This is a genomic window from Rouxiella sp. S1S-2, assembly GCF_009208105.1.
Taxonomy (GTDB): Bacteria; Pseudomonadota; Gammaproteobacteria; order Enterobacterales; family Enterobacteriaceae; genus Rouxiella.
In genome coordinates this window covers 93,505-113,594 of the sequence record NZ_WFKL01000002.1, presented here as the reverse complement: position 1 = coordinate 113,594, position 20,090 = coordinate 93,505, and the positions used below count along the sequence as shown (strand labels likewise).

The following is a 20,090-nucleotide window of genomic DNA, read 5'->3' as shown; positions in this document are numbered from 1 at the left end:
AGGATATATAATGAACAACGGAATTAAAGATAAGGTCATTTTGATCACCGGGGGTAATACCGGGATTGGTGCAGAAGTTGCCCGTCTGTTGGCAAGTCGCGGTGCAAAGGTCGCAATCGCCGCGCGCAGAAAGTCAAAAATAGACGAAGTCGTTGAGGATATTACCTCCACAGGTGGCGATGTACGGGGTTACTCACTCGATGTTACCGATAAGCAGCAGGTAAAGTCAGTGGTCTCAGCGGTCATTAGTGATTTTGGCCGGCTTGACGTGCTGATTAACAATGCTGGCATGATGCCAATCCGTCCTATGTCTGAGGTTAACACTGATGAATGGGATGCCATGATCGATGTTAATTTGAAAGGTACGCTCTACGGTATCGCAGCCGTTTTACCGAGGTTTCTGGCGCAAGAGAGCGGGCATATTATTAACCTGAGTTCGGTGGCGGGCATTAAAGTATTTGCACCTGGAGGCACCGTCTATTCTGGTACCAAGTTCGCAGTAAGAGCCATTTCAGAAGGGCTGCGGCAAGAAGTGGGAGACAAGGTGCGTGTGACCTCGATTCAGCCTGGAGCGGTGGAGAGTGATCTTAAATATTCCACCTCAGGAACCGCGTCTGAAAATGTACTGGAATTCTACAAACAGGCCATACCTGCAGCTTCAGTGGCTCGGGCAATTGCCTTTGCTATTGAGCAACCTGCCGATGTTGATATTAATGAGATAGTTCTCCGCCCAACTCGTCAAGAGTTCTGATTTTATGCGAATGATCTCCTCTGGCCCGTCTCTTTTTTAAGAGCGGGCCTTGTTCTTGAACTTAAACGACGCTGAGGTAACCCAGCAAAGTGGCCTCTATCCGGTCAATCAGCTGATCTTGTTGATTATCGCCATGTCGGCCAGCGGCATCGGTGAGTGAACTGACGATGGCCATCGTCTCAGAGGCAGCGATGTCTGCTGAGACCTTTCCTGACAAATTTCCTGCCTTCAAAAATTCGACTAATGCCGCATGCATAATCGCTCTGGTCCCTGACTTTGGCATCATTGCTGATAAACGATGTTCCTCAAAATCGAGCAACATTGCCAGTCCAGGTCTTCGTAATTGGTAACGAACTGCGACCCTTATCAGCTGGCGCAGCGCCTCTCCTCGATCATCCCGTAGCAGCGCCTGTTTTGCTTCTTGCACCAACTCCGCCATTTCCCGTTCGATAAGCGCAACGGTCACGGCATCCTTGGTCGGAAAGTATTGATAGAGAGAGCCAATACTCACCCCGGCACGCGCGGCGATTGCATTTGTTGTGTACCCATCGAGTCCATGTTGTTCGAGAATGTGAGCTGCCCCCTCAATTATTGCCTCGACCGTATGCGTGGAACGTGGTTGAGAGGGCATTTTACGTGGGTTTAAGCGACGAGTGGCGGCGGGTTTAGATTGCGAGTTGCTCATATGAGCTAATGCTCATATTATTTTCGCACTGAGTCAAGCGTAATTCTTTCCCCTCGTAAACCGATGAAGGTATCCATGACATCTTTAAATCATTCAGCCGAAAAAAAAGCCAATGACGCGCATTTATTGAGGCTTGTCACTTCAGCCGTGCAGTCAGCCGGCATGGCGTTAAAACAGAGCTTTAGCGCGGACAATCGCCCTAAAGACAGAGAAGATATTGCCAAGAAGATTACTGCTATCGATGTTATCTCACTCGATATTTTACGAGAGTCACTATCTGTTGCCCTTCCTCACGCTCATTGGGTTGAAGATGAGGAGGGTACTGGTACGTTACCTGCGGGGGAATGGTGGGTTACGGACCCCGTTGAGGGAGCGATAAACTCTATACATGGTTTACAGGACTGGGGTGTAACGGTGACGTTGGTTCGAGACAATGAAATTGTTCTGACTGCGGTGCATTTGCCGATGAGTGGCGATACTTACACTGCTTTGCGCGGTGGCGGTGCATGGCTTAATGACCGCCGCCTGCAGACGTCAACCAAGACCCATTTAAACGCCGCGATGGTCGGCACCGGCCAGGCAATGCCTAATGAGAGCGATGACACATACCGTCGCATGGGAATGTCAGTGATCGCCATGCTGAAAGCGGCGTTGGTGGTCCAGGTATCGGTGCCAGCCACGTTACAACTCATTCAGGTTGCTGCAGGCCGTCAGGATATATTTTGGCAATACAGCCAAGTGCGGTCTGGCTTACTGGCCGGAGCATTATTGGTATCTGAAGCCGGTGGCACAGTCACTGATCTGCAGGGTGCACCGTGGCATTTGGGCAGTCGTAGTTTTCTTGCCAGCACCCCGTCACTTGTAGAGCAAGCCGCGGCGGTTCTCACCTTAATTGCCTAAAAGTATCACGCTAAGGAATACGTATGAAACTTGCTATTTTTGGCGCATCAGGCGCGACCGGCCGCCATTTGGTCAATCAAGCTCTCTCCTCGGGGCATTCTGTTACGGCCTTGGTGCGCACCCCAGACAGTCTGCAGGTTAATCACGTTGGCCTGAAGCTCATCGTCGGTGAACTTTATAATTCGGTTACCGTAGAATCTGTCATACGAGACGCAGATGCCGTTATTAGCGTGCTAGGTGCCCGTAAAGGCAAAGCTCAGAATATTTGTACTGATGGCCTCAGCAAAATTATACCCGCGATGCAAAATGTTGGTGTAAAACGCCTTATTGCTTTGAGCGCTTATGGGGCATCGGAAACACACAACGCCTCTTTGTTTATCCGTTTTGTACGCAGCATAATAAGCGAAAAGATGCGTGATAAGGATGACATGGAAGATTTAGTGAGAGCGAGTCATACCGACTGGACGTTGATACGGCCCCCGATGCTGACGAACGGCGATGCGAGTAAAAATTATCGTTCAGGTATTGATTTGAGGCCGGGTATTACAGGAAGAATATCGCGTGCCGATCTCGCCTCATTTATTCTTCAAACTGTGGTGAGTGGAAGTTATATCCATGAGGCTGCGATAGTTTTACAAGAGTAATACAAACCCATCAACGTTATTCAATACGGCCTGTACTTGCCGTCACAGTTCAGGCTAGCGAAACCAGTCGAGCATAAAGAGTATCTGCTCGAGCCGACCCCCTCTCTCTCACGGGTGCCTTTTACGATTGTTTGAACTGCTCACAGTGTCCGCAGTAGTTCCCATCCAAAAAATAACAACAACGCCTTTTGCAGAGTGAGGTGGCTACGTACAAACGGTGCTGAGAGGTCGTTTACTTTGAACCTGCAAACGCATCGAATAAGAGCATAGCCGTTTGAAAACGCGAGCCGCTGCAACTTCGGGTTGACCCAATTATCCACTCAGCCAACAGCGGGCTTGCGTCACACAAGTTTTGAAAGTAGACGCTCTAGTTCAGCCCGTTCCTGCTCTTGCAGTCGCGTCAGGCGCTTCTCGAAGCTTGAAGACAGTGCCACCGTTGCTGCGTCGAGTGCGCGTCGGCCTTCTGAGGTTAGCACTAACCGGTGTCGGCGCAGGTCTCCCTCATCTATCTCGCGTTGAACGAATTTTTTTGCAACCAGGTTGCGCAAATAAACGGTCACGCTGGCCTTTGGCAACATCAAACGTTTGGCAAGTTCGGCCGGATAGCGGCACGGCTCAATTTCTCCAAGTACAAAAAATTCCTTCGTTTCCAGCCCGAGCGACGCAAGTTGTTCAGCGCATTCGTTCATAACGAGACCAAGTACACGGTGGTTCAAAGCCCAGATGTTTGCAGCATCGCTCATCCATTCCGCCCACATTTACTTATAGTACATAATTGAGATTGTTTATACATATTCTAGTTCCATATTGTACTATATTATCTTCAGTATTATTTTACTTGGGAAACACCACCATGAACACTATCCAATGCACATCCACCACATTTGCGCGTGACACTTTTACCCTCGCCGCCGACCTGTACATGCCTCCCCTTGGGGATCCCATGAAGCGCTATCCTGCACTTGTCATCACAGGACCGGGTAGCAGCGTCAAGGAACAGATCGCCGCAAACTATGCGCGCGCACTGGCAGCGCGGGGGTTCATCGTCCTCACATTCGATCCCACCTATCAAGGGGCGAGTTCCGGCCAGCCACGTGATCTGGAAAGTCCGACGGACCGTATCGCCGATCTGCGCGCTGCTGTCGATTTCCTGATTAGGCAGGACCAGGTTGACGATGGGCGTATTGGCATGCTGGGTGTTTGCGCCGGCGGCGGCTACGCAGCAGCCGGAACGATGATAGACCATCGCGTAAAGGCCTTGGGGGTCGTGGTACCTATTGATATCGGCAATGCTTTTCGAAAAATGCTTGCAGCTGATGACGGCCACAACCGTCTCTTGGACACCGTAGCCGCGCAAGCGATAGACGAAGCCAGCGGCGCCGCACCGGTACTGCATCAATGGATCCCTGATACGTTGGCCGAGGCCAAGGCAGCGGGTATAGTGGACATCGATATGCTGCAGGCTATCACATACTACCGAACCGAGCGCGGACAACACGCGAACTCCACTAATCGCCGCCATTACTTGAGTGATGCGTTAATTCTTGGCTTCGATGCTTTCCATCTGGCGGGAATCCTTCTCACACAGCCGGTGCAAGTTATCGTTGCAGGAAACTCGGCGGAGACAACCGGCTCGTTTGAAGACGGTTACCGACTCGCTGGGTTGGCTCGAGCCGCGCAGCCGGTCATTGAAATCGCAGGCGCGCGCCATTATCAGATGTACGACGTCCCGGAGTACGTCGATCAGGCGGTGGACCATCTCGACCATTTTTTCACGCGTCAGTTGACAGTCACGCACCGTTAGCGCGATGAGCAGCTCGTTGTCGAGTTGCGCGACGGATGGCCTCGGCTGGCAGCCATGCCGAGGAGTCGGAGTTTTTGCTGTCGTTGAAAGGCTGCTTCAGTGGGAAGCGGCCCGTCGACACAGCCATAGTTTCATTCGCATTTAATGTAAGCATGCCGTCGTGGAATGCGAGCATGTTTGTAGATAACGTGAGTAGGGCATTTCCGTCGTTTGCACGTAATTTCAGACGAAAAATGCGTCCAATTATTGATTATAATACTTGATGATTATTACCTGAGCAATCACCCAATACCATAAATTGACATAAACCATTATATCCACTGTTCCGGTGCTAAAACGTTTGAACGAGATGATTTTTTTAAATGAGTAAGCAGGGGGATAATACGCGTGGACGAGATTTATTTAAATCGAGATAAACCACTATAAAGAAATTTCACAACCGCTGAGATAACAACTGTTATCTGAAGTTAATAATATTGCATCATTTGGTAGCCATATTCAAAAAAGACATCACGGGCATTGCTTCACAAAAGAGCCAAGGAAAATAAATATTATGATAAATAACAACACATTACAATTAAACCATAACATTGATTAGAGTAAAAATTGATAATTTACTCCTAAGCAGACATATCAGGCACTGATATTGTCTTATTTTAATCGATAATAAAAAGGGCTAAAAGCATTTCCAATGGGTAATTAAAAACTCTAATAGCTGCGCACGTAAATAATAGACCCCGGCATCTCCCAGCTCATTTTTGTCCGCATAACTTTATTGAGCACCAATCACTAAAATATTGCTTTTGATAGCAGATAATACATTATTCCTCTATCACCAATAAACACTGAATTACAGGATGATAATTAATACATTATTAATATACTTTCGAGAAGGTCACCTTTAATATCCAATTTACCCTCAGCTGAGGTTCCGTGAACGCCCTCAAATAAATCCAAAATATTTAAATACTTAACTGAGTCCCAGGTAAGGAGTCAGTCAATGTACCATCCAAATCAAAAATGATATCCTTTTTTCTGCTCATACATCCCTATCATAGCTTAATGACTAAACGCCAATGCTAACAGGGTAGTTTGTAATTCAAAATAGTTAATCCGAATGGGGGCAAATTTACTGTCAAACAACATTATGTCTCCATCATCTGGATGACATTATTTTCCATCTATTTACATAAACCTGTTCAATGATTTCTCCAAAAAAAGATATAGCCAGCCTATGATATTCTAACTTTATATAATGGGACTTATATAAAGTTAGGATATCATAGGGCGCTTGAGGTAAAATCGTCGCAGGGGATCGCACGCGATCCATGGAATAGAGTGTTTGATTTTGACAGCGCTGTGTCATTTCTACAGCACTAATCCCCACATGAAGTTACAGATTTTACGTAGCGCAACCTCAAGGTTTTTCGGGTAAATAGTGAGCGAAAAATGACGATACCTTCGACGTCTGGCGAATTTCCGATGATAAATGCGCTGCAACCCGATCTTTCAGCGAGGTTGCGCGAGTTTGTTCAAGACAAGGACGCCTTTTCACCTAACACTTGGCGACAACTGCTTAGCGTGATGCGGATCTCTGCGCGCTGGTCGCAAGAACATGCCCGAAGCTTTTTACCCATGTCATCTGCGGATTTGCGCGATTACTTGTCGTTTTTGCAGGCAAGCGGCCGTGCGTCGACCACCATTGCAACACACGCCTCTCTCATTTCAATGTTACACCGTCACGCTGGAATTATTCCTCCTAATGCCTCACCGCTTGTTTTTCGTACCTTGCGTAAAATTAACAGGTCAGCAGTGGTCGCAGGCGAGCGTACGGGACAAGCACTGCCATTTTGCCTAACAGATTTGCTCGTCCTGGATCAGACATGGTCAGATTCAATACAACTTCGTGATGTTCGAAACCTGGCTTTTCTACATGTGGCGTACAGTACGCTGCTGCGCATCAGCGAGTTGGCGCGTTTACGCGTGTCAGACATATCCCGTGCCGAAGATGGACGTATTATTCTTAACGTGTCCTGGACAAAAACAGTGGTGCAGACCGGTGGACTCGTCAAAGCATTGAGTGCTGCATCAAGCCGGCGCCTAACAGAGTGGATAAATATGGCCGGATTACAGGCAGAATCAGAAGCATTTTTATTCTGCCCAGTGCATCGCTCTAATCAGGCCACTGTCATTTCCGTAAACCCAATAAGCACACCCGCGATTGAGACCATTTTTGCTCAAGCATGGAAAACGGCCGGTTCTTCACTCTATTCCAAAGCCAATAAAGGGCGATATAGCGGTTGGACCGGTCACAGTGCGCGTGTAGGTGCAGCTCAGGACATGGCCAAAAATGGATATGCAGTAGCACAAATAATGCAGGAAGGAACCTGGAAAAAACCAGAAACACTGATGCGCTATCTTAGAAACGTGGAGGCACATAAAGGCGCTATGGTGGATTTAATGGAGCATAATATGGGAAAAGGTAGAAAAATTTAATTGCTCTAGTAGATTAACCACTCGTAAACAATTCCAAAAAGCTAAATCATGTTTAAAAAAATATTTCAACCCACCAAGGCTAACCATTATAAAATACAGTTTTAATAATTAAAATCAAACGTCAAAGTTTATATTTTAAACCAGCCATAGTGCATTTTTAGCTCGCATATTGAACAAATCCCATAATACTTTATCAACTTCAATTACTCAGCATCTAATATCTTTATATCTACATAATCCTATTGCCAGCTGTAAAACGTGGTATTAGAGATAGAATGCCTACGAGCAAAGCTATTGAGTAAACTACCAGCTTTAGTTTTGCATAGTGCATTAATGATATGTTGCTCAACAAAAGCTAATTCATGGTGTTATTCGTATAATCCATATGAACATGTTCATACTGTAGTATGTAATTATTAATGGGAACCATATCGCACTAATTAAATTAATTAACATGTTACGTACAATAAACATACCAATCCTGCAATATTTGTAGGGAAGAAGCCTCAGTTTATCATATTATATTTCAGCCTTTTAGGCATATATCAGGCTGGGCAAGCACGGTCTGGACTCTCTATCATGACAACCATATCGGTGTTCATATGATAAATGTTTTTAATAAAAGAGGTGTTGAGTGGCTTACTACAACAATGAAGAAGGAGGGCATTTGGATGAACAGCTAAACGCTCTTCATGGCAAAGGTCGTATTCCTGTATGCATCCGTGGCCCGATGACTAAACAATCGCGTTGGCAACGCGAGTCACAAAAGTCAGGGGTGCATTATGGTAAACCTCGGGAAGAGGATGATATGGGGCGCTACAATGATGCTTCAGGTCGGACCGGTGTTTGCTACACTGCAGATCATTCAGTCACTGCAATTGCTGAATCTTATGGGCGTCAATACCAAAAGACACCAAATAAATTCAGTATTGGGGAAGATGAGCTATCACGGGCAAATATTTGCACACTGGAAACTACCCGAGAAACAAAGACCGTAGACATGGACCGCCTGTTACCTTTATTACATATTACAGTAGATAAAGTTACAGGTGATAACCAAACCACAACGCGTCAGATTGTGAATTGGGCTTCTAATGGGAAAAAAGGTTTTGATGGTGTGACTTACCGTTCAAGACATCTTCCCGTTGGAACATGTACGGCTTGGTGGTGGAACGATGGGGCTGATAATCCTCTTGCCACAATTGAAATGGTGCCTGTAAGTAAATTCAAGGACCGTGATACTGCTTGTTTTCCTGCTGGGTGGGGATACAACGATATTGAAGGAGTTGAAATAATTACAGAAACACTCGATTTTAAGATTACACCAAACAACCCTGACTGATAAAAAGGTGGCAGCTTTTACTGCCACCTTAACCGGCCTGTTTACCCAACGATTTTGCCTGGGAAAGAATATTGCTCAATTGCCTTTCATTAGCCAGCCCCTCTCTAAGAAGCTCGATAACAGACTTTGAACTATCTTCAAAAAAAGCCATTGAGGTAAAGAATGAGGTCTTTGTTACAGGACTAAGATTTTCAGGTAATGCATTAAGTATATCCTCAAAGTGAGGGAGTACCTGATTCCCATTAAACTGAAATACCGGGAATAGATTTTCTTTCGCAGGTTTCACGGCCAAAAGCTTACCTGACTTGACATAATTATTAACGGTCTGCCTTGAAACACCCAATAAATCAGCGACCTCACTAGCCCTTAGTGTTCCGCCCATTCGATCAAGCATTTGATAAAATGCTAAAGCACCTTCGGCACGACGTTGTATTTTCATTCTTTCACGCTTATCTGCGCGAGAAGAACCTGCTAAATAGTGCAGGAAGACTTGATGCATAAGCTCAGAATCATCAAGCTGCAAAGCAGTACCTAATGAAAACTCAGTCCCCATTTCTTCTACTACTTTGCTGATTAAGTTCTCAATACGACCATGAAGGATCGTATTTAGACTCGAAGCATGTTTGGTGCCAGTACGTTGAGCATGTGCTGTCATAACCCCCCCCCTTGATTTACAGTTATAATACAGCAGCTAATGCTAACTGTAAAGATCAAAATTCACTCACTATCCGTACATAACTTGAAGTCATTACTCTGGGTTTCCTGTAAGTATTGAAGTACATACTCATCTCGTTCCCTGAATAACGTTGCCACCTTCTTCCCTCGCACCTGCACATCTAACTTCTTGATGCTTGACCATTCCGCTGTTCCAAAAGAATGTCATCCTGAGTTCGTATATGAACCATTTTGACTGTACGTAAGTCATATCCCGCTGCCTCTAAAAGGAGGACAAGAATGGAAACACTCATATCACCTTTCACCAGTGTTTCCATGCGCACAACGGTCACACGTGAAACCCCTGCTATTTCGGCCAGTTTGCCTGCGACAGGCCTGCTTCGGACCTTGCTACCTTAAGCATTTCTGCAACATCATAAAGTGTAGTTATATGTGCCTCTTGGGATACTATAAACACAGTACAGAACAATAAAGTATCCCATGGGATGCATATTTCGATTTTTATACGAAGGCTAACTATGAAGGAGATTCTAGAAAGAAAAATTATGAAGTGAAAATGGGGATGTCCTCATATTAAGACATTACTAATATCGGGGAGCAGGTCAGCTACTTTGTACTAAAAACAAGTATAGATATGAAACATCGAACTTGGCAGGTTAGCTAATACGACAGCAATGAACTAATGAATCAACACATACAATTTAACATAATCAATATTATGCGCACCATGATATATCAATAATTTACAATGGGTTATTCAATCTTAAAACATAATCAACAGTTAAGAACCCTTCAGGTTCAAGCTGCGAAAGGTATTGTCCGAATGCTGCCTAATCCATTTTCAAGATGCAACGTTTACTGGAGTATTTATTGTAATGTTGATGAAGTCGATTTACCTATTTGTACCAACCGAGACAACAACATTTTCTATGATCGGGCATCTGGATGCAGTACCTAGCAAATAAATCAGCCTCGAGTAAAATCCTTAATCAGCGACGAGCAAGCAAAAGTATATTGGTGTTGATCCGCTGCTGAAGAATACTTAATGTTTGCGGAGTTATTTGCTCCGGATACAAATCCTTGGCTATAGCAACAAAGTTAGCACCTACCTCACGCGCATTTTCAATATTGATAATAAACATCAACAGCATTAGGCATTGTGATTCTTCTTTTTTATACGTTGGCGGCTGGCGCTCTCTTCATAGCGCAGGATATCGTCCAGACTCTCTATCTTTGGTTTAAAGAGTTCATTCAGTTCTTTAACACGCCCAAGAACCATAGCAACCCGAACAACTGTCTCAAACCCTACGTTCCGCCCAGCCTCAATATTAGACACGGTGATCTTCCCCCTTCATTCAGTACCGCTGTAAAGTAGAGTTTTCGGTCCTTCTTTTCCGCCAAAAAGAGGTCATTCGTTATGAAAAAGACGCGTTATACCGAAGAACAGATTGCATTTGCACTCAAACAGGCTGAAACAGGCACTCGGGTCGAGGAAGTCTGCAGAAAGATGGGGATTTCTGAGGCAACATTTTACAATTGGAAGAAGAGATTCGGGGGCATGGGCGTCGCAGAATTACGCCGTCTTCGACAGCTTGAGGAAGAGAATCAGCGCCTCAAGCGACTGGTGGCTGATCTGAGTCTGGACAAGGAGATGCTGCAGGATGTCATCCGAAAAAAGCTCTGAGGCCGCTGCAGAAGCGCGATGCTGTGGAATATCTGCTGGCGGCGTACCGTATCGGCGTACGCAGAGGGTGCAGGCTGATGATGCAAAGTCGCACTGTATACAACTATCGTAGCCATCGCGATGATCGGGCAATTACTCATCGGATACGGGAAATTGCTGAAACACGGATCCGTTATGGCTACGAGCGCATTCATATTCTTCTGCGTCGTGAAGGCTGGCTGGTTAACCGTAAAAAACACACCGTATTTACTGCCTTGAGGGGCTCAATCTGCGTTCGAAGCGTCCACGGCGGCATGTGACCGCCAGACACAGGAAGGGACAGCCTCAGGTACTCGCTGTAGATCAGTGCTGGAGCATGGATTTCGTTGCTGATAATCTGTTCTATGGGCGTAGGATCAGGGCGCTAACTATAGTGGATAATTTTAGTCGGGAATGTCTGGCGATCGAGGTCGGCCAGGGGTTGCGTGGCGATGATGTGGTGGCTGTCATGGACCGATTAAAACAGTCTCTGGGACGTATTCCTCAAAGGCTACAGACAGACAACGGCAGTGAGTTTATCTCGAAATCGATGGACCGGTGGGCATATGAAAACCAGGTGACGATGGACTTCTCGCGCCCGGGAAAGCCTACTGATAATGCTTTTATCGAGTCATTTAATGGCAGCCTGAGGGATGAATGTCTGAACGTACACTGGTTCCTGTCCCTGGAAGATGCGCAGGGGAAAATCGAACACTGGCGGCAGGAATATAATCATTTTCGCCCGCATTCCTCGTTAAATAACCTGACTCCAGCAGAATTTGTCCGAAATCACCAAAAAGGTCCGGATCTCTGATTTAGCCTGGTACGGATATTGGGGGGAGGTCAAGAAACCGGAAATCTCAAAAAGTGTGTGGAACTAAAGCTGGGATACTTAAAGTACAACTTTGTGTCCGATCAGTATTCCGGCTTTCATGGCATCGTTATACCGGGGACGCTGAGGGACTCTATCTTTGTGCTGGAAGGTCTTCTGGAACAGGAGACCGGGCTGAATCCAACCGAAATTATGACAGATACAGCAGGTGCCAGCGATCTTGTCTTTGGCCTTTTCTGGCTGCTGGGATACCAGTTTTCGCCGCGCCTGGCTGATGCCGGTGCTTCGGTTTTCTGGCGAAAATAGTAAACTTAATTTATTCCTATACGGGATAAATTATTTTATGAACAGAAAAAGCATAGTGAGAAACAGTCCCATTAAACTGATAAAGGTGGCACGCTTCATTCATAAGTGAAGTATAAAGAGACTCCCCCATCACCTTCTGGAATAATGCTCTATTTAAATATATTAAATCATAAAATTTAAACTGTCTCTTTAATTCTTCATCAAAATTATAAAAACCGTCAATAACAAAACCGCTTTCAGTCAATGCTACGCATAATGGATCGACCTTTACAAGCTTGCTAGCTGGATATGTTTTCATCCAGTTAGTGAAGGCCATCCGTCCACCAGATTTCATAACTCTTGAAAGTTCTTTGCTGAGTTGATTATAGTTACTAGCGTGCTGAACGCAATCCAGACCAACAAGAATATCCAGGCTATTGCTGTTGTAAGGCAGATGGTTGAAATCCGCCACATCAAAATTAATTTTTTTATCAAAATGATTATTTTTAGCCATGTTAATTGCAACGGGGCTTATATCTGTTGCAGTCAAAGAACAGTTTAAGGCGTCAGATAATAACTTTGAAAATGCACCGCTACCACATCCTATTTCAGCGGCCATACAAATATTTTTATTCAACTTTAACTTCTGAATTATCCATCTAAGTGCATTATGTCCAACAAAAGAAAACTGACCCTCATTTTGTACAAAATCTTTTCCCAAGACATGTTTCAGACAAGACTGAAACAGAGTGCCATCACTCACACTGCTGTGTATCGTATTATAGGCCTGCACAGTACCACTTATACTGTCATTATTTATCAGTATGCGTTGTTTCATGTTTTAATCCGCAATCAATCATTTGTTCAATACAAAACGGAGTGGATATAAATTTCCGATGACTACTTTCAGTCAGAAACGATATGAGGTTTTCGGGTGTCATTATCTTTTCAAGCGTTTCATACAATGTGTCAACGTATTCCTGAAGCGCCATACCAGAAATAGACTTATCAATATCCTCCCGAAATTTGAGTTCTGCTCCCAATTTCTGGAGAAGATATTTGGTGAAATCGATGCCGTTTCGTGGCCGAAATGCAAATGAGATGTGCAATGAATGGCTACCGCAGGGCTCGGGGGCATGCCAGTAGCCCCTGGGCAGGTACAGGAAGTCATTTTCTTCCAGTGTCAGGCTTTCTGAGGGGGGCGAAAATGGGGGAGGCAATTCGTGTTTATTGTCACTGACCGGAGAGTTGAACGTGGGTGTCCATATATTCCATTTTTTTTTGCCGCTGAGCTGAAAAATCAGCGTCTCACTATTATCCCAGTGAGTAGTAAATCCCTTGCTGCTTCCGGTACTGAAGAATGCAGTAGCTCCTGTTCGCTCCTGAAATTCCGTGGCTATAGCACCGGCAAGATGACCAACCTGTGCAGATAAATCCTCGATGAAATCGATGGCCAGAGTTACACCAGAACTTACCGCTTCCATAACTCGTTCGGGCGCAATTTTTACGATGCGCTGACCAAGAGCTGTGGGCCCTTCCTCGTGATAACCTGCGGGATTTAAGGGTTTTCCATCCTGGACAAGGCGACAACGGGGGAAGGACAATCGGCGTGTGTTCAGAATGTCCTGCAGATCGCCAAGGGTCAAAATGCTTCCTGCAGCGGTTTCGGCTAACCGCGTTCGGTAAAGAGTCTTTTGTGAATAATGAGACAGTAAATCCCTGTAATTATCAGCCCCCAGAAGAGACGACAGGGTCGGAGGTGCTGGAGTTCGAGTCATATCAACCTCTCTCGGTGAATGCGTCTGGATAAGTTTTTGCGTAATAGCCCTGCATCTCCACTTCTTCCAGCGACAGGGCGTTTTTAAGATGCCATGACCATAACAGTATGGGCGCCACTAGGATCACTGCTATACCAGACAGAACTGCGAAAGGAATGACTCCGAGCCAGTGCATATACCAGCCTGCAATAATGACACCGAAGGGATTTGCAAGGCTTGAGAGGAATGCAGCCATCGCACTCATCCGTGTCCGGTAGTTCCCAGGAGTAGCCGTGGCACGTAGGGTACTCAGGTTCACATTGATAAAAATAAATGCCAGACCACTAAAAAATGCGAGTCCTATTGAAAGGTAGATAGTCGGTGCCAGCACAGTACCGATGACACTACAACCCAAGAGTAGAAACCCTGTAACAACATTCCAAAACCGTCCAATGCAGCTCTGCAGCAGAGTATTAAGGTACAGACTGCCTGTGAGCAGGCCGAGAGCAAACGAAAATTCATATGCCCCTAGATAAGAAGCGCTCAGATGAAGTTCAGTACTGATCCAGTAAGGAATCGTGACAGAAAAAAAGGGAAACATAGTGAAATTGATCAAGGCAGAAATAATAGCAATATGCAGTTCTGGCTTTACACGATACATAGCCATGAATCCGCCACGCGTTTTACTGAACCAGCTTTCATGCTCACAGATTGCCGATGCGGTCAGAGATCCTTTTCCCATAAGTCGAAGAAATGTCAGTGCTGACGAGCTCTGAAGAAGGGCTGCAGTAAACAGTGCAAACCCAATACTGACAAAAGATATCAGTGTTGCTGCAATTACAGGTCCCGTCAGCATAATTACCGAGTTGATGGCTGAGCGACGGGAAATTGCCTTGGATACATATCCTTCTCCAACCAGATCCGGAATAAGCCCCATAATCGTGGGTTCTCTGACTGCAATGACCGCACTCATACTGATAAGACCCACGGTTACAGCAGCCAGATGAAACTCCCCGCCAACGCCGGCAAGGCAGAACAGCGACATTATCGCCAGAATGATTATCTGGCAGATGAATATGAATTTAACCCTGTTGAACTGATCGCCAAGTGAGGCAAGAAATGGCTTGAGATATACCTCCGCAGCCACTGAAAAAGCAATCAGTGATGAAAATGCAACAGCAGAATTAGTTTCCTGCAGACACCACCATGCCAGAGCTAGGCGAAAGATATGCCCGGCAATCTGGCTGAGAGAGGTACCGGTCTGCAGCAGAAAAAAAACGGGTCCGAGGCTTTGAAAGCGATCAGTCATCATGTAAAGCATCCATGTTCTGTAATCGTAGTTTTTCAGCCTGTGTGAGCCTCATTACCCCGCCTTTCAGGCTAAAAGCCTCGCTGAAACCCTGGTCCTGGAGAAACAATGCCGCCCGGAGGCTGCGGCTACCAGATTTACAGTAACAAACGATGGGGTGATCGCGAGGAAGCATATCAATATGATCCGGGAGCTCCCGTAAAGGGATGTGCAAACCTCCTATAGAAACAAATTCCCGCTCTGCTGACTCCCTGACATCCAATAACAGCATTTCAGGCCGGCGTATCTTCATCTCCAGTAAAAGGGATAAATCAATATTCTCAGAAGACTCTGGTGGATTGTTTTTTACCGCAGACGTGATATTCCGGCGAGGCTTTAACCGCAGCTGGGAGGTGCGGTTATTAAGAGCATCCCATGTCATGACTCTGTCACTGAGAACCTCACCTAGGCCTGTGACCAGTTTCAGGACCTCTCCAGCCTGCAAAGTACCGAGAACGCCGGGTAATACACCAAGAACGCCAGCATCACTGCAGTTTTCTCGTAATTCGGCTTGCGGTGGCTCGGGAAATAGATCTCGATAGCTAAGCACTTCCTGATCCTTTCCAGGATAATGGAAAACCGCCAGCTGTCCTTCGTACTGAAAAATAGAGGCATAGACCAAAGGGGTTTTTAGTTCGCCACAGATGTCATTGAGCAGATATTTCGCATCAAAATTATCCGTGCAATCAACAACAATGTCGAACCGCCGGACAAGAGTTCTAGCATTCTCCCTGCTGACTTTTTCCGGAAAAATCTCAATGGAAATAAAGGGGTTCAGCGCGCTGATACGTTCACCAGCCTTTTCTGCTTTACTCTCCCCGATATTTCTATGACTGAACAGCACCTGACGTGGGAGGTTACTACAGCTAATCGTATCGTGATCGGCAATCCCAATATGGCCAATACCGGCACCGGCGAGGTACTGTAGACAAGGAGCGCCAAGACCACCGCTCCCAATAACGAGGACCCGGGCAGCTTTCAGCTTCAACTGCGTCTGTTCGTTAAAACCGGGCAATGAGAAATGCCTTAAGTAGTATTCCTTTTCATCAGTAGATAATGAGTGTTGCATTTTAGCCTCCAGCTACAGCGGCAATGATTTGAATTCGCGAGTTTTCCTGCACCGGCATTGTTAAATCGTCAATCATCTCGTCATTAACAAAGATGTTTACGAAATTTCTTACCGTGCTGTCGTTGTTAAAGATCTGGGTTTTCAGCATGGGATAGCTTTGCACAAGAGACTCCAGAGCTTGCCCGAGCGTCAGAGCCGTACAGACAAATTCATCTGTCAGCGTGGTGTACTGCATCAACTGCCTCGGCAGAATTAATTTAGCCATAATGTATTTCCTCCCCCATCATCCTTACGATGCCCTTGCCTGTCTCGGTCAACTCCTTCATTTCCATTAACTGAGTCATGCATCCTGCGTAGTATTTCTCCAGAAAGAAAAGTCGTTCAGCTTCCTCTGAAGAAATGCAACCGTTGGTTTTCTTTCTCCTGTAATACACAAGCGTGCAGGCGGCAAAATGCGAAGCAAAAATGACCCCTCGGGCATCTTTGTTTTTGGTTCCGGAGGGCAACGTGTAATATTTTTCCTGGGTAGCCTCATAAAAATGGTTCATTTCACAAAGCATCCCCAACCAGACATGTGCATTTTCATGGATCAGGACTTCGGCTAGCCAGTGTTCACTCTTGAAAGCTTTATCACCTAAAAAAATCACTTGCGGGATATGATGATTGGTCAGACTGACCATATTTTTCCCCGCACTGAGTTTTCTGTAATTGACCGGCAATGAGAAGTAGATCTCCCATTCGGGGACAATGGTAATAATCGCTCTGATGGCTTCGTTAACCGCGAGTTCTTCTTGCGCAGAAAGCATGGCATATTCCGGATATTCAATTCCCAGTGCAGCATTCCTGTGTTGCACTGGGGCTTCAATTACATCCGGACTGAGGTAATCAGCAATCCGCGTAAAAGCATTCAGCGCAATATGACGATAATGCGCTGTTAAAGTAATCAGAATTTGTGCATTAAAGGAGCCAGAGATCATTGGCACGCCACATATTTTGTCGATAAGGCTAATTGACGGGGTATTCATGGGAACTCCTGGTGGTCAGAAATGGCTGTTCACGGAAAAAACTCACTACATCACGACTTTTTAGCCGATATTTATCCATCTGGCTGAACAGGTCGCAAAGAGCCTGATTTTGACCATTCATCAGAACGTGAGATCTTTTTTTCAGGTAGCTGACTGTACGATCGCCAAACCACATATTCGTCAGTTCTTCCATTATCTGACGGCATATTTCAGGCGTTAGAATTGATAAATCGACAGCATCATTTAGCAATGATTCCAAGTGGACAAGAGGTTCGCTTACCGGAAACCAAGGTGTTTCTGTGCTATGCACCAAGGCAACATAATCGTCCGGTAAATCTTCATTCTCAACGAACTGCTGAAAAACAGAACCATAGCCCTGCATTCCCAATGCGTGCATCTCTGCGGCCCTGATGGCCCCCATTGAGCTCAGTCCCCAGACCTGCCAGCCGAGACTCAGCGCATTTTTGATCTCGACATGGGACACAGCGGGAAAGTCGTGATAGGTTCCATCCACGATAACAATGATAGACGGTAACTCCTGTTCGATAAGCTGTTGAATGTCTCCACGTCTTACCGGAGGTAACACCTGGGTGCTAGGCGGGATAAAGTCACTCAGCTCTAGGTTGTAAGATGTGGGGCCGATATAAAGGAATAGAGTATCGTTATGCATCTTTACACCCAAAACGTAGCTTTTTGCGACGGAAAGCTTCCAAGAAGCGTGGTCCAACTCTCTGCATCTCGCTTTCGATAAACTCAGCATATGGCACAACCACACGCGCCACACTGAATGGAAAACCTGGTGGACTGAGTTCGTATACAAAACAATGATGTATGTCCTGATCCGCCATTCGGGTTTTAATACCCAGCCAAAGAGCATCCAGAGTATCCGGTGGAGAAAAGAACTCTTCTTCATCGAGGAAGGAAGTTATACGATCACTGCTCAGTATCGTTCTTCGAAGGTCACTGACAATTTCTTGTTCATTTAACTTCGAATTAGCCTGATAAAAGTTAATTCTTTTAACAATATCATCCCGTCCGCCGTGAATATGGGTTAGCCGGCTCTGTGCTGCCTCAGTTATCGCCCGGGTTGCTGCAATTTCTGCATCGGGATGCAAACCATAGCCATCCGCGACAGAAATCGGACTGTCGATATCAGGCTCGAGAACAAAGGCAGAGTAGAATGGCAATTTCCAGATATTGGTTGTTTTACGCAGCGCTAACAGCAAACCGGCAGCCTCGACTTTCTGACGCAGCAGTCTAACCACTTCTGGCTCTGTTGAAATATCCACAAGAGCTGAGTGATGATAAAGGCTGTCAAACGATTTAACATCACGCTCAAGGACTTCGCATACTCCGTGAACTACGGCCTCTATCAGGGAATTCCCTAAGCAAAGACCATTTGTTGTTGTACCACCATAAAACGAGCGCTGACCTTCGAGATTAACTGGGTGAAAAATGAGCTCTGCGGGAATTAATGCGGTTAATCCGCTGATGATATCGGTGGCTTCAACGCAGTTAACTTCTTCATCCTGCGAGAAAGTTATACCCATTTTCGTACCAAAGGCGGAGAATGGCAGGCCTGGCGGTAGAGAAGCCTGAACATCCTTGAGCTGGCATTTTTTGATGCGGTGTTGATGCTTTTTACCTTCTGCCAGAGAGAACTCTATAGACTCCATGAACGCGCCAATTTTTGCTTCACTGGCCAGAAGCCCTTTTCCATTGTGTACATTCAGCGACCCACGGGCAGCATAAGGTCTAATTCCTGCATACACAGGCATACCAATTTTATCGAGCCAGGTGATATCTGTTACCCTTGTCACCCCCATTGTTCTGGCTACTTGTCGCGCAAGCACCAGAGACTCTTCCGCAGTACGAATCCTCATACTTGAACTGAGTTTGTACATACCATCTCCTGTATTAAAACTGCTCTGTAATATTCAACAGAGCAGTATATTTTGCTCAATATTAATTAATCGTCGTAGGTAATCAGATCGTTGTTTGCGTTATGGCCTCCTAAGCCACCACCAATGCCAACCGCGGCTTGTTGCTCAAAAAACTCCACAAGTTCAGAGGAAATATCTTCAGAGATATTCAGGTTCAGAGAGTTCGAAGTCTCATTCATAATTTAAACCTCATTAATTTCGATTAATAATAATATTATAAACCAGAGCCATTGCTTGGCCCTCATCGAGAGTAGTTTGTTTATTGCTAAAAAGTAAAATATCAATTCACGATTACATTAATAATTACCTTTAAATTTGAATGCGATCACGAATCAAAACATTTAGCAGAATTTAACTTATATTTTTTTAATTAAATTCTTTTAGAAATAACCCCATCCCACTGATAAGAGTAGGGTTTAATTTTTGCATGAAAATTAATATAAAATTCAATGTCTACAACAGCAGTTCAATAGGAATTTTCTATTTGAGTTCTGTGACTTTTATAAATAAGCGATAACTAATTATGGAGGATTTTAAAGTTTCTCATTATATTTCATAGTAAAAGGAATGCCTTTAGGGGGTTGATACATTCTCTTTCATACTTGAATAATAATTCCTAAGATTAGACTTTATTAGCTTGATGCTTAACATCAATGCTCACTTGATTCTATTCCATGGCAATCGTCTGGTGACGAATTGCAGGGAAATTACCGACATCAGTACCACATTGAACATTCCGATAATTCTAATCACCATAAGTCTAACTGACTACAACATACAAATATTAATTTTTCACTTGGATATTTTGGAACTATCAGAGAAAGTGTCAAAT

General features: G+C 45.3%; 20 protein-coding genes and 3 pseudogenes. 8 read left to right on the top strand and 15 right to left on the bottom strand.

Annotated features, from left to right (window positions below):
• Positions 1 to 10: 10 nt before the first annotated feature.
• Positions 11 to 751 (top strand): SDR family oxidoreductase, encoded by a 741-nt coding sequence (locus GA565_RS24260; protein ID WP_152201897.1) that lies wholly within the window; start codon positions 11 to 13, stop codon positions 749 to 751.
• A 61-nt stretch (positions 752 to 812) separates the two neighbouring features.
• On the opposite strand, the gene GA565_RS24255 is transcribed toward GA565_RS24260, so the two are convergent.
• Positions 813 to 1,436 (bottom strand): TetR/AcrR family transcriptional regulator, encoded by a 624-nt coding sequence (locus GA565_RS24255; protein WP_152201896.1) that lies wholly within the window; start codon positions 1,434 to 1,436, stop codon positions 813 to 815.
• Between the two features lie 75 nt (positions 1,437 to 1,511).
• Here GA565_RS24255 and GA565_RS24250 point away from each other — a divergent pair, with 75 nt between their 5' ends.
• Both GA565_RS24250 and GA565_RS24245 read left to right on the top strand, forming a co-directional pair.
• Positions 1,512 to 2,336, top strand: coding sequence for an inositol monophosphatase family protein (locus GA565_RS24250; RefSeq protein WP_152201894.1), 825 nt, complete (start codon positions 1,512 to 1,514; stop codon positions 2,334 to 2,336).
• Positions 2,337 to 2,359: 23 nt separating this feature from the next.
• Positions 2,360 to 2,980 (top strand): NAD(P)-dependent oxidoreductase, encoded by a 621-nt coding sequence (locus tag GA565_RS24245; RefSeq protein ID WP_152201893.1) that lies wholly within the window; start codon positions 2,360 to 2,362, stop codon positions 2,978 to 2,980.
• A 341-nt stretch (positions 2,981 to 3,321) separates the two neighbouring features.
• Here GA565_RS24245 and GA565_RS24240 read toward each other — a convergent pair whose 3' ends face one another.
• Complete coding sequence (locus GA565_RS24240) at positions 3,322 to 3,669, bottom strand: MarR family winged helix-turn-helix transcriptional regulator (protein ID WP_226951067.1); 348 nt, start codon at positions 3,667 to 3,669, stop codon at positions 3,322 to 3,324.
• Between the two features lie 164 nt (positions 3,670 to 3,833).
• Between GA565_RS24240 and GA565_RS24235 the strand changes: the two genes are divergently transcribed.
• Positions 3,834 to 4,784 (top strand): alpha/beta hydrolase, encoded by a 951-nt coding sequence (locus tag GA565_RS24235; protein WP_152201889.1) that lies wholly within the window; start codon positions 3,834 to 3,836, stop codon positions 4,782 to 4,784.
• Here GA565_RS24235 and GA565_RS24710 read toward each other — a convergent pair.
• Entirely contained in the window at positions 4,771 to 4,911 is a 141-nt protein-coding gene (locus tag GA565_RS24710; RefSeq protein ID WP_193312017.1) for a hypothetical protein, read from the bottom strand. The two genes, GA565_RS24235 and GA565_RS24710, sit on opposite strands and share 14 nt — an antisense overlap.
• A 1,322-nt stretch (positions 4,912 to 6,233) precedes the next feature.
• Here GA565_RS24710 and GA565_RS24230 point away from each other — a divergent pair.
• The gene (locus GA565_RS24230; protein WP_152201888.1) at positions 6,234 to 7,280 is read left to right on the top strand and encodes a tyrosine-type recombinase/integrase; all 1,047 of its coding nucleotides are present in this window, start codon (positions 6,234 to 6,236) and stop codon (positions 7,278 to 7,280) included.
• A 634-nt stretch (positions 7,281 to 7,914) separates the two neighbouring features.
• Entirely contained in the window at positions 7,915 to 8,622 is a 708-nt protein-coding gene (locus tag GA565_RS24225) for an RES family NAD+ phosphorylase (RefSeq protein WP_226951066.1), read from the top strand.
• A gap of 28 nt (positions 8,623 to 8,650) precedes the next feature.
• Here GA565_RS24225 and GA565_RS24220 read toward each other — a convergent pair whose 3' ends face one another.
• From GA565_RS24220 to GA565_RS24210, 3 genes and pseudogenes are all read right to left on the bottom strand, one after another.
• The gene (locus GA565_RS24220) at positions 8,651 to 9,277 is read right to left on the bottom strand and encodes a helix-turn-helix domain-containing protein (RefSeq protein ID WP_152201886.1); all 627 of its coding nucleotides are present in this window, start codon (positions 9,275 to 9,277) and stop codon (positions 8,651 to 8,653) included.
• A 1,009-nt stretch (positions 9,278 to 10,286) separates the two neighbouring features.
• Positions 10,287 to 10,448, bottom strand: a complete 162-nt coding sequence (locus GA565_RS24705) for a hypothetical protein (RefSeq protein WP_193312016.1) — start codon at positions 10,446 to 10,448, stop codon at positions 10,287 to 10,289.
• Positions 10,448 to 10,645 (bottom strand): annotated as a pseudogene (locus GA565_RS24210) (XRE family transcriptional regulator); the annotation flags it as partial. The gene GA565_RS24705 and the pseudogene GA565_RS24210, both read right to left, overlap by 1 nt.
• Positions 10,646 to 10,714: 69 nt before the next feature.
• Between GA565_RS24210 and GA565_RS24205 the strand changes: the two are divergent.
• Both GA565_RS24205 and GA565_RS24200 read left to right on the top strand, forming a co-directional pair.
• Positions 10,715 to 11,813 (top strand): annotated as a pseudogene (locus GA565_RS24205) (IS3 family transposase).
• A gap of 78 nt (positions 11,814 to 11,891) precedes the next feature.
• Positions 11,892 to 12,131 (top strand): annotated as a pseudogene (locus GA565_RS24200) (Tn3 family transposase); the annotation flags it as partial.
• A gap of 22 nt (positions 12,132 to 12,153) precedes the next feature.
• On the opposite strand, the gene GA565_RS24195 reads toward GA565_RS24200, so the two are convergent.
• From GA565_RS24195 to GA565_RS24700, 9 genes are all read right to left on the bottom strand, one after another.
• Positions 12,154 to 12,954, bottom strand: coding sequence for a class I SAM-dependent methyltransferase (locus tag GA565_RS24195; RefSeq protein ID WP_152201885.1), 801 nt, complete (start codon positions 12,952 to 12,954; stop codon positions 12,154 to 12,156).
• Complete coding sequence (locus GA565_RS24190) at positions 12,929 to 13,894, bottom strand: JmjC domain-containing protein (RefSeq protein WP_152201883.1); 966 nt, start codon at positions 13,892 to 13,894, stop codon at positions 12,929 to 12,931. The genes GA565_RS24195 and GA565_RS24190 overlap by 26 nt, the downstream gene beginning before the upstream one ends.
• A 1-nt stretch (position 13,895) precedes the next feature.
• The gene (locus tag GA565_RS24185; protein ID WP_152201881.1) at positions 13,896 to 15,185 is read right to left on the bottom strand and encodes an MFS transporter; all 1,290 of its coding nucleotides are present in this window, start codon (positions 15,183 to 15,185) and stop codon (positions 13,896 to 13,898) included.
• Positions 15,175 to 16,290 (bottom strand): HesA/MoeB/ThiF family protein, encoded by a 1,116-nt coding sequence (locus GA565_RS24180; RefSeq protein ID WP_152201879.1) that lies wholly within the window; start codon positions 16,288 to 16,290, stop codon positions 15,175 to 15,177. The genes GA565_RS24185 and GA565_RS24180 overlap by 11 nt, the downstream gene beginning before the upstream one ends.
• Position 16,291: 1 nt before the next feature.
• A complete protein-coding gene (locus tag GA565_RS24175; protein ID WP_152201877.1) occupies positions 16,292 to 16,555 on the bottom strand; it encodes a MoaD/ThiS family protein in 264 nt (87 codons plus the stop codon).
• Positions 16,548 to 17,315, bottom strand: coding sequence for an HEXXH motif-containing putative peptide modification protein (locus tag GA565_RS24170; RefSeq protein WP_152201876.1), 768 nt, complete (start codon positions 17,313 to 17,315; stop codon positions 16,548 to 16,550). The genes GA565_RS24175 and GA565_RS24170 overlap by 8 nt, the downstream gene beginning before the upstream one ends.
• Positions 17,296 to 17,985, bottom strand: a complete 690-nt coding sequence (locus GA565_RS24165; RefSeq protein WP_193312015.1) for a TfuA-like protein — start codon at positions 17,983 to 17,985, stop codon at positions 17,296 to 17,298. Before GA565_RS24165 ends, GA565_RS24170 begins: the two co-directional genes overlap by 20 nt.
• Positions 17,978 to 19,219, bottom strand: coding sequence for a YcaO-like family protein (locus GA565_RS24160; protein WP_152201873.1), 1,242 nt, complete (start codon positions 19,217 to 19,219; stop codon positions 17,978 to 17,980). The genes GA565_RS24165 and GA565_RS24160 overlap by 8 nt, the downstream gene beginning before the upstream one ends.
• A 65-nt stretch (positions 19,220 to 19,284) precedes the next feature.
• A complete protein-coding gene (locus tag GA565_RS24700; protein WP_158086949.1) occupies positions 19,285 to 19,437 on the bottom strand; it encodes a hypothetical protein in 153 nt (50 codons plus the stop codon).
• Positions 19,438 to 20,090 lie beyond the last annotated feature (653 nt).

Excerpts from the sequence above, each read along its gene's own strand:
- GA565_RS24235 (WP_152201889.1), top strand. The coding sequence starts at position 3,834 with ATGAACACTATCCAATGCACATCCACCACATTTGCGCGTGACACTTTT.
- GA565_RS24220 (WP_152201886.1), bottom strand. The coding sequence starts at position 9,277 with ATGACAGCACATGCTCAACGTACTGGCACCAAACATGCTTCGAGTCTA.
- GA565_RS24705 (WP_193312016.1), bottom strand. The coding sequence starts at position 10,448 with ATGCTGTTGATGTTTATTATCAATATTGAAAATGCGCGTGAGGTAGGT.
- GA565_RS24170 (WP_152201876.1), bottom strand. The coding sequence starts at position 17,315 with ATGAATACCCCGTCAATTAGCCTTATCGACAAAATATGTGGCGTGCCA.
- GA565_RS24165 (WP_193312015.1), bottom strand. The coding sequence starts at position 17,985 with ATGCATAACGATACTCTATTCCTTTATATCGGCCCCACATCTTACAAC.
- GA565_RS24185 (WP_152201881.1), bottom strand. The coding sequence starts at position 15,185 with ATGATGACTGATCGCTTTCAAAGCCTCGGACCCGTTTTTTTTCTGCTG.
- GA565_RS24255 (WP_152201896.1), bottom strand. The coding sequence starts at position 1,436 with ATGAGCAACTCGCAATCTAAACCCGCCGCCACTCGTCGCTTAAACCCA.
- GA565_RS24250 (WP_152201894.1), top strand. The coding sequence starts at position 1,512 with ATGACATCTTTAAATCATTCAGCCGAAAAAAAAGCCAATGACGCGCAT.
- GA565_RS24260 (WP_152201897.1), top strand. The coding sequence starts at position 11 with ATGAACAACGGAATTAAAGATAAGGTCATTTTGATCACCGGGGGTAAT.
- GA565_RS24175 (WP_152201877.1), bottom strand. The coding sequence starts at position 16,555 with ATGGCTAAATTAATTCTGCCGAGGCAGTTGATGCAGTACACCACGCTG.
- GA565_RS24245 (WP_152201893.1), top strand. The coding sequence starts at position 2,360 with ATGAAACTTGCTATTTTTGGCGCATCAGGCGCGACCGGCCGCCATTTG.
- GA565_RS24700 (WP_158086949.1), bottom strand. The coding sequence starts at position 19,437 with ATGAATGAGACTTCGAACTCTCTGAACCTGAATATCTCTGAAGATATT.
- GA565_RS24180 (WP_152201879.1), bottom strand. The coding sequence starts at position 16,290 with ATGCAACACTCATTATCTACTGATGAAAAGGAATACTACTTAAGGCAT.
- GA565_RS24710 (WP_193312017.1), bottom strand. The coding sequence starts at position 4,911 with ATGGCTGTGTCGACGGGCCGCTTCCCACTGAAGCAGCCTTTCAACGAC.
- GA565_RS24230 (WP_152201888.1), top strand. The coding sequence starts at position 6,234 with ATGACGATACCTTCGACGTCTGGCGAATTTCCGATGATAAATGCGCTG.
- GA565_RS24240 (WP_226951067.1), bottom strand. The coding sequence starts at position 3,669 with ATGAACGAATGCGCTGAACAACTTGCGTCGCTCGGGCTGGAAACGAAG.
- GA565_RS24190 (WP_152201883.1), bottom strand. The coding sequence starts at position 13,894 with ATGACTCGAACTCCAGCACCTCCGACCCTGTCGTCTCTTCTGGGGGCT.
- GA565_RS24160 (WP_152201873.1), bottom strand. The coding sequence starts at position 19,219 with ATGTACAAACTCAGTTCAAGTATGAGGATTCGTACTGCGGAAGAGTCT.
- GA565_RS24195 (WP_152201885.1), bottom strand. The coding sequence starts at position 12,954 with ATGAAACAACGCATACTGATAAATAATGACAGTATAAGTGGTACTGTG.